The organism is Amycolatopsis echigonensis (assembly GCF_002846615.1).
GTDB lineage: Bacteria > Actinomycetota > Actinomycetes > Mycobacteriales > Pseudonocardiaceae > Amycolatopsis > Amycolatopsis echigonensis.
Map to the genome: position 1 here is coordinate 1,825,291 of NZ_PJMY01000003.1, position 14,585 is coordinate 1,839,875.

Here is a 14,585-nt window from a genome sequence, read left to right on the forward strand (position 1 = left end):
CACGCAGCCGTTTCGCGCCTCCGGACGGTTAGGCTCGAGTCGTGGAACCCGTGGACATCAACGCGGGCGCGTACTACCTGCGTCAACTGCGCGCGGACCGGCATCTCGACGACCGGCCCGCGCTGATGGAGGCGTTCGCGGACCCGCAGCATCGGCGGTACGTGCTGAACTACCGGTTGCGCACGCCCGACGAAGCCACCGAGTACGTGACGCTGCGCGCCGCGCAGTGGGCGTGCGACGAGCGCTGCTCGTGGGCCGTGGCCGAACCGGCGACCGGCCGGCTGCTCGGCGAGGTCGGCCTGCGCGATCTGGACCTCCGCTTCGGCACCGCCGAGGCGTCGGTGTGGACGCATCCCGCCGAACGGGGCAAAGGCATCGCCGCGGTAGCGCTTTCGGCCGCGATCCAGTTCGGGTTCGCCCGTCTGGGCCTGCACGAAATCGCCTACCGGCACGACGAAAGCAACACCGCGTCCGAGGTCGTCGCGAAGCGGGCCGGGTTCACCCGCGTCGGACCCGAAGACCGGCCCTCGCCCACCGGGGAAACGCTCATCCGCTGGGTGCTGAAGCCCTCGTGAGCGCCGGTGCTTCCCGGCACTCACGAGGAAAGGCTCAGCTGACCGGCTCGATCAATCCCGCCCGGGCCTCCGGAGCCGCGGCCCGCAGCGCGTCCGCCGACTCGTCCGTCGGCTGCAGCTGCGAATCCCGCTCCGCCTCGACCCGCGCCCGGTAGACCTCGACCTCGCGCTTGGTCTCCTCTTCCGACCAGCCCAGCACACCGGCCACCAGGTGGGCGACCTGCTCGGCGCAGTCGACGCCGCGGTGGGCGTACTCGATGGAGATCCGCGTGCGCCGCGCGAGGACGTCCTCCAGGTGCAGCGCACCCTCGTGGCTGGCCGCGTACACGACCTCCACGCCGAGGTAGTCCGGTGCCGACTCGATCGGCTTGAGCAGCTCCGGCCGGTCCGCCGCGAGCGCCAGCACCTCGTGCACCAGCGAGCCGTAGCGGTCGAGCAGATGCCGCACGCGGTACGGGTGCAGCCCGTGCTCCGCGGCCAGGTGGTCGGCCTGGTTGACCAGCGCGTGGTAGCCGTCCGCGCCGAGCAGCGGGACCTTGTCGGTGATGGACGACGGCGGGCGGCCCGGCAGGTCGACCACCGCGGCGTCGACGGCGTCGGCCGCCATCACCCGGTACGTCGTGTACTTGCCGCCCGCGATCGCGACCAGTCCCGGCGCGACCCGCGCCACCGCGTGCTCGCGCGACAGCTTCGACGTCTCTTCGCTCTCTCCGGCCAGCAGCGGCCGCAGACCCGCGTACACGCCTTCGATGTCGTCGTGCGTCAGCGGCGTCGCGAGCACCGAGTTCACGTGTTCGAGCAGGTAGTCGATGTCGTGCTTGGTCGCTGCCGGGTGCGCGAGGTCGAGGTTCCAGTCGGTGTCGGTGGTCCCGACGATCCAGTGGTTGCGCCACGGGATCACGAACAGCACCGACTTCTCGGTGCGCAGGATCATCCCCGACTCCGACACGATCCGGTCGCGCGGAACCACGATGTGCACGCCCTTGCTGGCACGCACGCGGAACCGGCCGCGGCCGCCGGACAGCCGCTGCAGTTCGTCGGTCCACACCCCGGTGCAGTTGACCACGGCTCCGGCGTGGATCTCGGTCTCGCGGCCGTCCTCGACGTCGCGCACGCGCACGCCGGAAATCCGGTCCGCCTCGCGCAGGAAGCCGACGACCTGGGTGGAGGTCCGGACCACCGCGCCGTAATGCGCGGCGGTGCGCGCGACGGTCATCGTGTGCCGGGCGTCGTCCGACTGCGCGTCGTAGTACCGGATGCCGCCGATCAGCGCCGACCGCTTGAGCGCGGGGACCATTCGGAGGGCACCCGCGCGGGTGAGATGTTTCTGGCCCGGCACCGACCGGGCACCGCCCATCGTGTCGTACATCAGCAGCCCGGCGGCGGTGTACGGACGCTCCCAGATTCGGTGCGTCAGCGGGTACAGGAAGCTCACCGGCTTCACCAGGTGCGGCGCGATCTTCGTCAGCATCAGCTCGCGCTCGTGCAGCGCCTCGCGCACCAGTCCGAACTCGAGCTGCTCGAGATAACGCAGGCCGCCGTGGAAGAGCTTGCTGGACCGGCTCGACGTGCCGGACGCCAGGTCGCGGGCCTCGACAAGGGCCACCCGCAGGCCGCGGGTCGCCGCGTCGAGCGCCGTGCCCGCGCCGACGACGCCGCCGCCGATCACGACCAGGTCGAAGGTCTCGTCGCCGAAGCGCCGCCAGGATTCCTCCCGGCCCGCCGGACCCAGCTGGGCCGGGTCGCTGCCGCTGCGCGGATTCGTCACCACTCGTTCCTCCTCGTGCTCCACCTTCCCCAGCATTGCACGCTTGCGTGATCGTCCGCTGACCCCGAGGTGACACGTGTGGCGGAACCCATGACGATCATGGTCACATTGGTTCGCCCGGCTTATGGATTGCGAGCGTACGCACCGGTAACGTGCCGCGGACTGGGGTCGGCGACGAGGCTGTGGCCGGACGTGATCGGCCCTGCACAGACTGTCCAGTGTGGAGGTGCGGAGAGCGTGAGTCAGAGTCTGAGTCCGGGCGCGATCATCGTCTGGGAACTGCTGGGCACAGCAGTGCTCCTGTTGCTGGGCAACGGCGTGGTGGCCAACGTCGTGCTGCGGAAGAACAACGGCTTTCAAGCCGGCACGCTGTTCATCACCTTCGGGTGGGGCTTCGCGGTGTTCGCGGGGGCCAGCATCGCGGCGCCGACCGGCGCGCACCTCAACCCGGCGGTCACGCTGGGGCTTGCCATTTCGGGCAAGGTTTCGTGGACGGTCGTGCCGTATTACCTGATCGGGGAAATGCTCGGCGCGATTCTCGGCGCCGTGCTGTGCTGGCTGACCTACAAACTGCAGTTCGACGACCACCCGAATCCCGAGGAGACGCTCGGCATCTTCTCCACCGCCCCGCAGATCCGGAACAAGGCGTGGAACCTGGTGACCGAGATCATCGGCACCTTCGTGCTGGTCGGCTGGATCCTGTTCAACCCGGTCTACAAGAACGCCTCGACCGGGCCGGACTTCGGCAACGCGGCGCTCGGCTACGCGGGCGTGGCGTTCGTCGTGCTGGTGATCGGCATCTCGCTCGGCGGGCCGACCGGCTACGCCATCAACCCGGCCCGCGACCTCGGCCCGCGGCTCGCGTACGCGTTCCTGCTGCCGATCAAGGGCAAGCGCGACCCCGACTGGGGCTACTCGTGGGTGCCGGTCGTCGGGCCGCTGGTCGGCGCGGCGCTGGCCGCGGTGGTGTGGCTCGGCGTGCACAACTTGACCTGATCCCCTTTCCTGGAGGAAATCCATGACTTCATATGTCGCCGCGATCGACCAGGGCACCACGTCGACGCGTTGCATGATCTTCGACCACTCCGGCCGTGTCGTCGCGGTCGACCAGCGCGAGCACGAGCAGATCTTCCCGAAGGCGGGCTGGGTCGAGCACAACGCCGAGGAGATCTGGGAAAACACCCGGGCGGTCGCGGCGGGCGCGCTCGCCAAGGCCGACCTGCGGCCGACCGACATCGCCGCGGTGGGCATCACCAACCAGCGCGAGACGGCGCTGGTGTGGGACCGCAAAACCGGGAAGCCGGTGTACAACGCGATTGTCTGGCAGGACACCCGCACCGACAAGATCGCCAGCGAACTGGGCGCGCTCGGCGGCGGCCAGGAGCGCTATCGCGCGAAGACCGGCCTCCCGCTCGCGACGTATTTCTCCGGCCCGAAGATCAAGTGGATCCTCGACAACGTCGAGGGCGCGCGGGCCAGGGCCGAGGCGGGCGACCTGGTGTTCGGCAACATGGACACCTGGGTGCTGTGGAACATGACCGGCGGCACCGACGGCGGCGTCCACGTGACGGACCCGACGAACGCGTCGCGCACGCTGCTGATGGACCTCGACACCCTGCAGTGGGACCAGGACATCGCGGCGGAGATGGGCATTCCGCTGTCGATGCTGCCGGAGATCCGGTCGTCATCGGAGGTGTACGGCAAGGTTCGTCCGCGCGGGGCCCTGGCCGAAGTGCCGATCGCCGGAATCCTGGGCGACCAGCAGGCGGCGACGTTCGGCCAGGCGTGCCTCTCGCCCGGTGAAGCCAAGAACACTTACGGCACCGGCAACTTCGTGCTGCTGAACACCGGCACGGAAAAGGTCCTGTCGGAAAACGGCCTGTTGACGACGGTCTGCTACAAGATCGGCTCGAACGACACGGTGTACGCACTGGAGGGTTCGGTCGCGGTCACCGGTTCGCTGGTGCAGTGGCTGCGGGACAACCTGGGGTTGATTTCCTCGGCGGCCCAGATCGAGGAATTCGCCCGAACGGTCGACGACAACGGCGGCGCGTACTTCGTGCCGGCGTTCTCGGGCCTGTTCGCCCCGTACTGGCGTTCCGACGCCCGAGGCGCGATCGTCGGCCTGACCAGGTTCGTGAACAAGGGCCACATCTCGCGGGCCGTGCTGGAGGCGACGGCGTTCCAGTCGCGCGAGGTGATCGACGCGATGAACGCCGACTCGGGTGTCCCGCTGAAGTCGCTCAAGGTGGATGGCGGGATGGTCGTGAACGAGCTGCTGATGCAGTTCCAGGCGGACATCCTCGGGGTGCCGGTGATCCGCCCAGTGGTGAACGAGACGACCGCCCTGGGCGCGGCCTACGCGGCCGGGCTGGCAGTCGGGTTCTGGGAGTCGGAGGACGACATCCGCACGAACTGGGCGAAGGACAAGCAGTGGGACCCGTCGATGGACGAGTCCCGGCGGGAGAAGGAATACCGGAACTGGAAGAAGGCGGTGACGAAGACCTTCGACTGGGTGGAGGACTGATCCCGGCCTGAGCAGCGGTGAGGGGAACCCTGCGGGAACTGGCTTCCTGCGGGGTTCCCCTTACTGGCTTTGTGGCCTGTGCGTGGGGACGAGGCAGCCAGCCGGTAGGTGGCTACCCGATTCTGCAACGCCGCATCACCGGGCCCGGCGCCATAACCACCCCGCCAAGATGCGGCCGATGCACCGCAGGCTCGGTCCACAGCTAGCCGCTCGACTCGGCAGCCAACGCCACCAGACGCAACTCAGCCCCGCACCGCGCCCGGCCACGCCCGGCCCGGCACCACAGGTGCGAGCGACAACTCGCCACTCGACCCGGCACCGCAACGCCACCAGGCACAACTCAGCTCGGCACCGCACTCGGCCACGCCCGGCCCGCCAGGCACAACCCAGCCCCGCACCGCGCCCGGCAACACCCGACCCGAGCGCGCAGGCTCCATTACCTCTGGCCCGATCGACAGCTGCCTGCCCAACTCCTCAAGGCCGCATCACCGGGCCCCGCCCAATAACCAGCTCGGCCCGACACACCGCAGGCTCGAGCGGCAGCTAGCCGCTCGGCCCCGCGACGCGACGCCACCAGACGCAGCTCAGCCCGGCACCGCGCTCGCCAACGCCCGGCCTGGCACCGCGGGCCCGGTCACCTCAGGACCGAGAGACAGCTCGCTGCCCGACTCCGCACCGCTGTGCCGCCAAGCCCAGCTGAGCCCAACACTGCGCTCGGCAACGCCCGGCCCGGCGCGCAGGCTCGAGCGACGACTGACCGATCAACTCGGCACCACAACGCCACCAACCGCGACTCAGTCCAGCACCGCACTCGGCCACGCCTGGCATGGCACCGCGGGCCTGATCGCCTGAGGCCCGAGAGACAGCTGGCTCTTCAACCGGCACGCAACGCCGCCAAGCCCAGCTCACCCAGCGCCGCACCCGACAACGCCCGATGCGGCACGGCAGGCTCGAGCGACAACTGGCGGATCAACCGCAACGCCACCAAGCGCAACTCAGTCCAGCGCCGCACCTGGCAACACCCGGCCCGACACCGCTGGCCCGATCAAGACCCGCCTGCTCAGCTCAGTAACGCGGTACCACGTTGGCTCAGCTCAGTCCGAGAACACGGCGACGCGGCAAGGCCCAGCACCTCGCCGCTCAACCGCCTCGCCGCTCAGCCACTTCCCCGCTCAGCCACCTCGCCCCAGCCGTTCCCGACCGGCCGACATCAGCCGTTCCCCGACCTCACCCCCACCCTTCCTGGGTCCCGGATTGGTCGTTGGGCGCCATCAACGAGAACCCCGCTCCCTGGTCGTCCACCGCGGCCACCATCCGGCCGTAGGGGGTGTCGACCGGCGGGCTCACCACCGTGCCGCCTAGTTGCGGGATGCGGGCTGCCGACTCGTCCGCGTCTGACGTCCAGAAGTAGGTCACCCACCCGGGTTGGGCGGGGCTGTCCGCGGCCAGCTCGCCGAGGCCGCCGACCGGCCGGCCGTCGATGTCCAGCGTCGCGTACGTGAAACCTGGCGCGGACATATCGCCGAAGCCGTATCCGAACACATCCGCGTAGAACTGCTTGGCCGCGGCGAAATCCCGGGTCATGCATTCGTTCCACGCGGGCGCTCCCGGCGTCAGCGTGGCCTGCGTGCCGGAGTGCCGACCTGGCTGCCACAGGCCGAACGTCGCCCCGGCCGGGTCGGTCGCGATGGCCATCCGGCCCTCGGTCAGGACGTCCATCGGCGGCGCGATGACCTGGCCGCCCGCCTCGACGATCGCGGCAGCCGTTTTGTCTACATCGGACACGGACAGGTACGTCGTCCACATCGGCGGCATGTCTGCCTGCTCCGGCGGGATCTGGCCGATGCCCGCCACCGGTTTTCCGGCTACCTGCGCCATTCCGTAATACCCGGTCTCCGGGCCGCCGGATTCGACTGTCCAGCCGAGCAGCGACTCGTAGAACGCGACCGCCTTGTCGCGGTCCGGCACCATCAAGTCGCCCCAGCACGGGGTGCCCGCGGGCCACGGTTCGGTCCTGGTGATCATGTGCGCCTCCCAGAATTGTGCCAACCGCCACAGTGTCGCACCGGGCACCGACAAAAACGGGAGCTTCTTGTTCAACGCGGTTTCAGTGCGCGCCATTCACCAGGTGGGCGTACACGATGATGTTGTCCACGTAGCTGTGCTCGGCCCGATCGAACGCGCCGCCGCAGGTGATCAGGCGCAGCTCGGGGTCCGACGTATCCCCGTAGACCGCGTCGGTCGGGAAGATGTCCTTGGGCACCTGGTCCACTTTGGTCACCTGGAAGTGCGCGGTGGTGCCGTCGCGGCGGGCGATGTCGACGTCGTCTCCCGGCTTCATTTCCTTGAGCCGGTAGAAGATCCCTTTTTGCTTGTTCCCGTCGACGTGCCCGAGCACGACCGCGGGGCCGACCTCGCCCGGGGTGGGGCCGTTTTCGTACCACCCGGCCTGCAACGGTGTGCTGACCGGCGGCACCTGCACCGAATTGTCGGGATTGAGGCCGAGCGGCACCAGGCTGGAATGCGCGTCGATGCTCGGGATGTCCAGTGAAACCGGCTCCGATTTCGGCATCGCCGCCGACGAAGCGGACGGAACGCGGGAGGCGGGTGCCGCGGTCGTCGATCCGGCCGAGCATCCGGCCAGCAGCGCGGCGAGCGCGACGGACGTCGCGGCGAGTGTCTTCCTGATCATCTGTCCCCCGATCCGCCTCAGCCTGGCCGCGGTGAAGCAGCCCGGCCCAGCAGACTAGTCAGCCACGCCGGCGGCGACGCGCCGCCACCAGCCCGGTGCCGCCGAGCGCGAGGACGCCCATCGCGCCGGCCGCGATCGGCAGGCCGAGGTTCGACTGGTCGTCCGCGACCGGACCATCCGTGCCGCCGGTCTGCGGCGCGCCGGACGGGACCTTGCTGACCTGCTTGGGCGCAGGCGCAGGCGCAGGCGCGGGCGTCGGCTTAGGGCCGGGCTTGGCACCCAGCACGGTGAACTTCGTGGCGAGGTCGGCGCTTCCGCAGGAGAACGAGACCTTGTACGAACCCGGCTTCACCCCGGCGCGGACGGTCGCGGTGCCCTGCGAGACCGGAGCCTTCGACGGGTCGTTCTGAGCGCCGACCGGGTGCAGCTTTCCGAACTGCAACGCCGCCGAATTCAGGTTCTTGATTTCCGAGGCCTCGCAGCCGACGCGCACCGTGACGCGGTCCCCGGCGCGGCCGGAGGACGGCAGCACCCGGATGAACGCCTTGGGCACGCCAGCGTTGCCGTCCGGCGGTTGTTCCGTGCTCGGAGACGGCGCGGCAGTGCTCGTCGCGGGCGGCGTGGTGGGCGCTTCAGCCGCGAAAGCGGGCGCGGCCGAAAGCATTCCGGCGGCGACGAGGGCGGAGAAAACAACGGTACGCTTCATGACACTCCCCTTTGGATGAAAATGCGGTCCCCGCCGCGCACTGGCAGCGGCTAATCCCCGCCCGGCCGGCAGTTCCCCCTGCGGCCCGGGCGTTTCGCTCCGACAACAACAACCAAGACGTCTCCGCCCGCCGCGGGGTTGCCCGGGAACGAAAAAACCGCCGGAAACAATTTCCGGCGGTTTTCGGCAAGCCTGGACGATTAGCCGGCGAGGCTTCCGTCGCCCGCTTTCGCCGCGCCCTGGGGTACCCGCGACACCTGCGCGGCGGGCACGGTGAACGTCGCGTTGTACTGCTTCCCGTCGCACGTGACGGTGAGCGGATAACTGCCGGGCTGGGTGCCGGGCACCAGGCGCGCCTGAGCGCTCATCGTGGCCTTCACCCCGATCATCTCGCCGTAGGCGTAGTCGGAGAACTTCAGCGCCGGCGAGCTGAACGTCGCCGTGCCCGCCTTGGCCCCGGGGCAGTAAGCGAGCGCCATGTTCGGGTCCGAGCCACGTTGGTAGACGTTCACCTGGCCGTGCAGCACCGCGGTGTCCTGGTTCAGCTGCACGGTCACCGGATCGGGTGCCGGACCGTCCGCCGCCACCGCCGGAACCGCTGTCCCGGCCATTCCGATCGCCGCCGCCACCGCGAAAATCGCGCTCTTGCGCACCCTCAGTCCTTCCCCGTGCCACCCGTCTTCACCCCGCAAGACGCGGCGTGCGACACGGGGTTGCCCGGAAGCGGAAAATCAGTCCAGATCGTCGTGCCGCATGAGCTGACGGCCCGCTTCGGTGATCGATCCGGACAGCGACGGGTACACCGAGAAGGTCAGCGCCAGGTGGTCCACCGTCAGCTGGTTCTGCACGGCCAGCGCGATCGGCAGGATCAGCTCGCTCGCCGACGGCGCGACCACGACGCCGCCGACCACCACGCCGGTGGCGGGGCGGCAGAACAGCTTCACGAAACCGCGGCGCAGGCCTTCCATCTTCGCGCGCGCGTTGGTGGCCAGCGGCAGCATGATCGTGCGCGCCGGGACCTCGCCGGAGTCGATCGCCTGCTGGCTGATGCCGACGGTCGCGATTTCCGGGTGGGTGAACACGTTCGCCGCGACGGTCTTGAGCTTGATCGGCGCGACGCCCTCGCCCAGCGCGTGCCACATCGCGATGCGGCCCTGCATGCTGGCCACGGACGCGAGCATCAGCACGCCGGTGCAGTCGCCCGCCGCGTAGACGCCGGGGACGCTCGTGCGCGACACCCGGTCCACCGCGATGAAGCCGCCGGGGCCGGGCTCGATGCCGACGCGGTCGAGGCCGATGTCGGCGGTGTTCGGGATGGACCCGACGGTCATCAGCGCGTGGCTTGCCTCGATCACGCGACCGTCGGCCAGGTGAACTTCGACGCCCTTTTCGGTGCGCTCGACGCGTTCCGCGCGGGCCTGCTTGGCCACCGTGGTGCCGCGCTGGGTGAAGACCTCTTCGAGCACCGCGGCGGCGTCGGCGTCCTCGTGCGGCAGCACGCGGTCGCGGCTCGACACGACGGTGACCTTCACGCCCATCTCGGTGTACGCGGAGGCGAACTCGGCACCGGTGACGCCCGATCCGATCACCGCGAGGTGCTCGGGCAGCTCAGTGAGGTCGTACAGCTGCCGCCAGTCCAGGATCCGCTCGCCGTCGGGCACCGCGCCGGGCAGCACGCGCGGGGTGGCCCCGGTGGCGATCAGCACGACGTCGGCGGACAGCGATTCCACCGTCCCGTCGGAGTGCTTGACCTCCACCGTGTGGGTGGCCAGACCGGGCTCGTCGTCGGCGAACCGGGCTTCGGCGGTGACTACGCGAACGCCCTCGCGCTGCACGCGGGCGCGGATGTCGGCCGACTGCGCGAGCGCGAGGCCTTTCACCCGTCCGTGGACAGTCGGCAGGTCGACGGTGGTGTCCGCGAGATCGGTGTTGATGCCGAGCTCGCCGAGGTCGTGCATCTTCGCGAGCGCGCCGGACGAGGCGATGAACGTCTTCGAGGGCACGCAGTCGTAGAGGACACAGGCGCCGCCGAGGCCGTCCCGCTCGACGATCGTCACGTCGGCGCCGTGCTGCGCCGCGACCAAGGCGGCTTCGTAGCCCGCCGGGCCGCCACCCATGATCACGATCCTGGTCACCTGGGTCCTCCTATGTCACACGTGCTTGGCGGTGGTCCTGACCCTACGCGGCGAACCTGACCGGCAAGCGAAGTGCCCGGACACGGCATGTGCATCCGAACGCGGCGGGGATGGGTCGCTAGGCTGTGCCGCGTGCCGTTGTATGCCGCTTACGGATCCAACATGGAGCCCGCCCAGATGCTGGAGCGCGCCCCGCACTCGCCCATGGCGGGCACCGGCTGGCTGGAAGGCTGGCGGCTGACCTTCGGCGGCGAGGACATCGGGTGGGAAGGCGCGCTGGCCACCATCGTCGAAGACCCGTCGTCGCGGGTGTTCGTGGTCCTGTACGACGTGACCGCGCTCGACGAGGAACGCCTCGACCGCTGGGAAGGCGGCGAGCTGGGGATGCACACGAAGATCCGGCTGCGGGTCCAGACGATGGACGGGTCGGTGCTGGCCTGGCTGTACGTCCTGGACGCCTACGAGGGCGGGCTGCCCTCGGCGCGGTATCTCGGGGTGTTGGCGGACGCCGCGGAGGCGGCCGGGGCCCCGGCCGATTACGTGGACGACTTGCGCACCCGGCCGTGCACCGGGATCAGCGGCTGACGCTTGCCGCCTTGACCGTCCGTGCGGGCAACCTTCACGGACGGTGATCTCCAGGGGTCCCCTCGCGGACGTTCTGCTGTTCGAGGGGCGAACCACCCCGGCGCGCGAGTGCCGGTTCGACCGCGCGACGGCGGCTGAGAACGCTCGTTTTCCGAGTCATCCACAGCCTGTCTGGACCGTCCCCAGCGGGGCTGGAAGTTGTCCCCAGCGGGACCTCCCTGTGGATAACTCCGCGTGACCCGATGATCCACAACTCCGCCGGACAACCGCCCAATACCACACGGCAGAGGCTCACCCACACGGGCATCCACCACCGCAGAGCGAAGGAAAAATCGCAGCGCGTCACCAAAGATGACGGCAGAAATACGGTCGGCGAAGCTATGCCGACCGCTCCGGATTCCACCAAAGCCGTTGCCACGCAACACGAAATCCGCTCCGGGGAGCCAAGGGCCAACCGCTAAACCCGGACAGCACAAAAGTCCGAAATGACTCTCGGTAAGCGCACCGCAGCAAGGGCACCGGCGGTCTAGACCACAGCGCGTAACTCCCCGCTGACACCCCCGCACGAGGGGTGTCTCTCACCCCTCTGAGTTATCCACATCGGCGCGGCACCTGTGGATAACTCAGGCCAGCGAGGCCAGCGCGGTGTGCACCAAAGTGCGCACTCCGACGAGCAGCGCGCGCTCGTCGAGCACGAACGTCGGGCGGTGGATGTCGGCCTGCGGAGCGGGCGGACCGGACCACACGCCGAGCCGGGCGAAGGCCCCGCCGACGTGCTCCAGGTACCAGCCGAAGTCCTCGCCGCCGGACGATTGTTCCGTCCCGGCGAGCCCCGCTTCGCCGACCGCGGCCTCGACGCCCGCGCGCATCAGCGCGGTCGACTCCGCGTCGGAAACGACGGGCGGCACGCCGCGCCGGTAGTCGAGCGAGAAGCCGACGCCGGTCGGGGCCAGTAGCGATTCCACCGACGACGCGACGAGCGGCTCCAGCGCCTTCCACACCTCGTGGTCGGCGGTCCGCAGCGTGCCGCGCAGCACGCCGTCCTGCGGGACCGCGTTCGCGGCCTGTCCGGCGTGCACCGCGCCCCACACCAGCACCGTGCCGGAGCGCGGGTCGACGCGCCGGGACAGCACCGACGGGAGCGACGTGATGACCGTGCCCAGTGCGTACACCAGGTCAGCGGTGAGATGCGGCCGCGACGTGTGGCCGCCGGGCGAGGTGAGGCGCAGTTCGATCAGGTCGGCGGCGGACGTCAGCGCGCCGACCCGGGTGCCGACCTTGCCCGCTTCGAGCCGCGGGTCGCAGTGCAGGCCGTAGATCCGCTCGACGCCCTCCAGCGCTCCCGCGGCGATCATGTCCAGCGCGCCGCCGGGCATGACCTCCTCGGCGGGCTGGAAGATCAGCCGCACCCGGCCGGGCAGCTCGGGCGCGCCGGCGAGCGCGCGGCCGGCGCCGAGCAGGATCGCGGTGTGCGCGTCGTGGCCGCACATGTGCGCCGCGCCGTCGATGGTGGAGCTGTAGGGCAGGCCGGTGTCCTCGGTCAGCGGCAGCGCGTCGATGTCCGCGCGCAGCGCGACGCAGCGCTCGCCCTTGCCGATGTCGCACACCACGCCGGTGCCGCCGGGCAGCACCCACGGCTTCAGCCCGACCCGGCGCAGGAGCGAGACGATCAGCTCGGTCGTCTCGAACTCGTTGCGCGACAGCTCGGGGTGGGCATGGATGTGCCGCCGCCACGCGAGCACGTCCGTCGCGTTCGCGCGCAGCCAGTCGTCCAGCCAGAACGGGCCGCGGCCCGCGCCAAGGTCTTCCACCGGAGCCATGCTGACGCCGGCTTCGGTCAGCAGCGCGCCGGGCGCCGCGATCGGGTTGTGGTCACCTGGAACGTCCGGCCGTGAATCGAGCACCGTCACGCCGCACCTCCTCCCGCAACACGAGCGCAGGGGAACACGCAACGTGCCGATCGATCTGTCTTACGCATTGCGGTCGATCGTGCACCATGCAGGTGGCAAGCGGCGGTACCGTGCGCTTCGACCAAGACGGCCGGTAGCGGATCTGCGGCGAACGGCTGACGAAGTTCGGCGTGGGTGAACGCCGGAAAGCTCAGCCGCCTTGGGCCTTGCGGCGCTTGATGCGGTGGCGGCGGCCGAAGAACACGATGGCGAGCAGCACGACCGCGGCACCGCCTGCGATGAGGTTCTTCTTCGTCTTCGCCGCGTTGGCCTTGTCGGTCTGCGACGGGTCCAGCACCGGTCCCGGAGGCGCCTGGCGGACCGTGTTCACCTGCGTGATCACCGTCTCGGAAGCCACGGCGGCCGCGGCCGGACCCGAGGTCGCCGCGGACGCCGCCACCGGCAGCACTCCGGTGAGCAGCACGCCGAGCAGACCGGCCAGCAGCAGTCCCCGCACCTTCGCCATGACTTCCCTTCTACGCGGTCCCCGTGCATTGTGCCCGTCGAAGCGCGGGCCCGTCAGCCGCCACGCGGTGGGACCAGGTCCGCTCGCCTCGTGCTGACGACCGCCGGGCGCAACCAGCCCCGGATACGGGCACGAGACACTTGTGCGCACAGCGTTTTCTCTTCTTGGACGACGTTCAAGAAGCGGGGTTCACGACGGTTCGGCGAACGCGGCCAAGATCCGCTCCGCGGCCAGCGTGGCGGTGAGTTCTCCGTCGCGCACCGCTCGTTCCACGTCGGCTACCTGCGCGCGAACGGCCGGATGCGCGGTGAGCCGGTCGAGCAGCTGCTCGCGGACCATCGACCACGTCCAGTCGACCTGCTGCTTCTTGCGCCGCTCGGCAAGATCACCCGATTCGGTGAGCACCTCGCGGTGCTTTCCGATCGCCGCCCACACCTCGTCGAGGCCGCTGCCCTCGAGCCCGCTGCACGTGAGGACCGGCGGCGTCCAGAGCGCGTCCTTGCCGTAGATCATCCGCAGCGCGCCCTGCAGCTCGCGCGCGGCGCGTTTGGCGTCGCGTTCGTGCGGGCCGTCGGCCTTGTTCACGGCGATGACGTCGGCGAGTTCCAGCACGCCCTTCTTGATGCCCTGCAACTGGTCGCCGGTGCGCGCCAGGGTCAGGAAGAGGAAGCAGTCGACCATGTTCGCCACGGTCACTTCGGACTGTCCGACCCCGACTGTCTCCACCAGCACGACGTCGAAGCCGGCCGCCTCCATCAGCACGATCGTCTCGCGGGTCGCGCGGGCGACGCCGCCGAGCGTGCCGGACGTCGGCGAGGGCCGGATGAACGCCTTTGGGTCGACCGCCAGCCGCGCCATGCGGGTCTTGTCGCCGAGGATCGAACCGCCGGTGCGGGTCGAGGACGGATCGACGGCGAGCACGGCGACCCGATGCCCGGCCGAGGTGAGGTCGGTGCCGAGCTGGTCGATAAATGTCGACTTGCCGACTCCGGGCACGCCGGTGATGCCGACGCGTTTCGCCCCGCCCGCGTGCGGGAGCAGCTCGACGAGCAGTTCCTGTGCTTGCCGCCGGTGGTCCTCGCGGTGCGATTCGACCAGCGTGATGGCCTTGGACAGGGTCCCCCGGTCGCCCGCGAGCACGCCCTTGGCGTAGTCGCCGACGTCGATCCGCCGCGGCAAGGT

The 14,585-nt window shown here is 69.9% G+C and carries 14 protein-coding genes; 4 read left to right on the forward strand and 10 right to left on the reverse strand.

All coding sequences use genetic code 11. From position 1 onward, the window contains the following. The first annotated feature begins 41 nt into the window (after nucleotides 1-41). On the forward strand, nucleotides 42-575 hold the full coding sequence (locus ATK30_RS13135) for a GNAT family N-acetyltransferase (RefSeq protein ID WP_208637339.1): 534 nt from the start codon (nucleotides 42-44) through the stop codon (nucleotides 573-575). Between the two features lie 34 nt (nucleotides 576-609). Here the strand turns inward: ATK30_RS13135 and ATK30_RS13140 are convergent, their stop codons facing one another. Beyond that, complete coding sequence (locus tag ATK30_RS13140; protein ID WP_101435851.1) at nucleotides 610-2,379, reverse strand: glycerol-3-phosphate dehydrogenase/oxidase; 1,770 nt, start codon at nucleotides 2,377-2,379, stop codon at nucleotides 610-612. 213 nt (nucleotides 2,380-2,592) lie between these two features. On the opposite strand from ATK30_RS13140, the gene ATK30_RS13145 reads away from it, so the two are divergent. Together ATK30_RS13145 and glpK are read left to right on the forward strand one after the other, a co-directional pair. Continuing rightward, nucleotides 2,593-3,339 carry an MIP/aquaporin family protein gene (locus tag ATK30_RS13145; protein WP_101440797.1) on the forward strand — a complete coding sequence of 249 codons (747 nt, stop codon included), beginning with the start codon at nucleotides 2,593-2,595 and terminating at the stop codon, nucleotides 3,337-3,339. Between the two features lie 22 nt (nucleotides 3,340-3,361). Next, nucleotides 3,362-4,870, forward strand: a complete 1,509-nt coding sequence (glpK, locus tag ATK30_RS13150) for a glycerol kinase GlpK (protein ID WP_101435852.1) — start codon at nucleotides 3,362-3,364, stop codon at nucleotides 4,868-4,870. 874 nt (nucleotides 4,871-5,744) lie between these two features. Here glpK and ATK30_RS45020 read toward each other — a convergent pair. From ATK30_RS45020 to ATK30_RS13175, 6 genes are all read right to left on the reverse strand, one after another. Further along, nucleotides 5,745-5,882, reverse strand: coding sequence for a hypothetical protein (locus ATK30_RS45020; RefSeq protein ID WP_158242466.1), 138 nt, complete (start codon nucleotides 5,880-5,882; stop codon nucleotides 5,745-5,747). 215 nt (nucleotides 5,883-6,097) lie between these two features. Beyond that, on the reverse strand, nucleotides 6,098-6,895 hold the full coding sequence (locus tag ATK30_RS13155; RefSeq protein WP_101440798.1) for a VOC family protein: 798 nt from the start codon (nucleotides 6,893-6,895) through the stop codon (nucleotides 6,098-6,100). Nucleotides 6,896-6,977: 82 nt separating this feature from the next. Next, nucleotides 6,978-7,562 (reverse strand): class F sortase, encoded by a 585-nt coding sequence (locus ATK30_RS13160; protein WP_101435853.1) that lies wholly within the window; start codon nucleotides 7,560-7,562, stop codon nucleotides 6,978-6,980. Between the two features lie 58 nt (nucleotides 7,563-7,620). Next, nucleotides 7,621-8,268 carry a hypothetical protein gene (locus ATK30_RS13165; protein WP_101435854.1) on the reverse strand — a complete coding sequence of 216 codons (648 nt, stop codon included), beginning with the start codon at nucleotides 8,266-8,268 and terminating at the stop codon, nucleotides 7,621-7,623. Nucleotides 8,269-8,468: 200 nt separating this feature from the next. Further along, complete coding sequence (locus ATK30_RS13170; protein ID WP_101435855.1) at nucleotides 8,469-8,921, reverse strand: hypothetical protein; 453 nt, start codon at nucleotides 8,919-8,921, stop codon at nucleotides 8,469-8,471. Nucleotides 8,922-8,999: 78 nt separating this feature from the next. After that, complete coding sequence (locus ATK30_RS13175) at nucleotides 9,000-10,403, reverse strand: NAD(P)H-quinone dehydrogenase (protein ID WP_101435856.1); 1,404 nt, start codon at nucleotides 10,401-10,403, stop codon at nucleotides 9,000-9,002. Between the two features lie 132 nt (nucleotides 10,404-10,535). Between ATK30_RS13175 and ATK30_RS13180 the strand changes: the two genes are divergently transcribed. Further along, nucleotides 10,536-10,988 (forward strand): gamma-glutamylcyclotransferase, encoded by a 453-nt coding sequence (locus ATK30_RS13180; RefSeq protein ID WP_183124553.1) that lies wholly within the window; start codon nucleotides 10,536-10,538, stop codon nucleotides 10,986-10,988. 623 nt (nucleotides 10,989-11,611) lie between these two features. Here ATK30_RS13180 and ATK30_RS13185 read toward each other — a convergent pair. The 3 genes from ATK30_RS13185 to meaB all read right to left on the reverse strand — a co-directional run bounded on the left by ATK30_RS13185 (nucleotide 11,612) and on the right by meaB (nucleotide 14,582). After that, entirely contained in the window at nucleotides 11,612-12,898 is a 1,287-nt protein-coding gene (locus ATK30_RS13185; protein WP_101435857.1) for an amidohydrolase, read from the reverse strand. A gap of 190 nt (nucleotides 12,899-13,088) precedes the next feature. Continuing rightward, nucleotides 13,089-13,403 carry a hypothetical protein gene (locus ATK30_RS13190; protein WP_101435858.1) on the reverse strand — a complete coding sequence of 105 codons (315 nt, stop codon included), beginning with the start codon at nucleotides 13,401-13,403 and terminating at the stop codon, nucleotides 13,089-13,091. A 189-nt stretch (nucleotides 13,404-13,592) separates the two neighbouring features. Next, the gene (gene meaB, locus ATK30_RS13195) at nucleotides 13,593-14,582 is read right to left on the reverse strand and encodes a methylmalonyl Co-A mutase-associated GTPase MeaB (protein ID WP_101435859.1); all 990 of its coding nucleotides are present in this window, start codon (nucleotides 14,580-14,582) and stop codon (nucleotides 13,593-13,595) included. Between the last annotated feature and the right edge of the window lie 3 nt (nucleotides 14,583-14,585).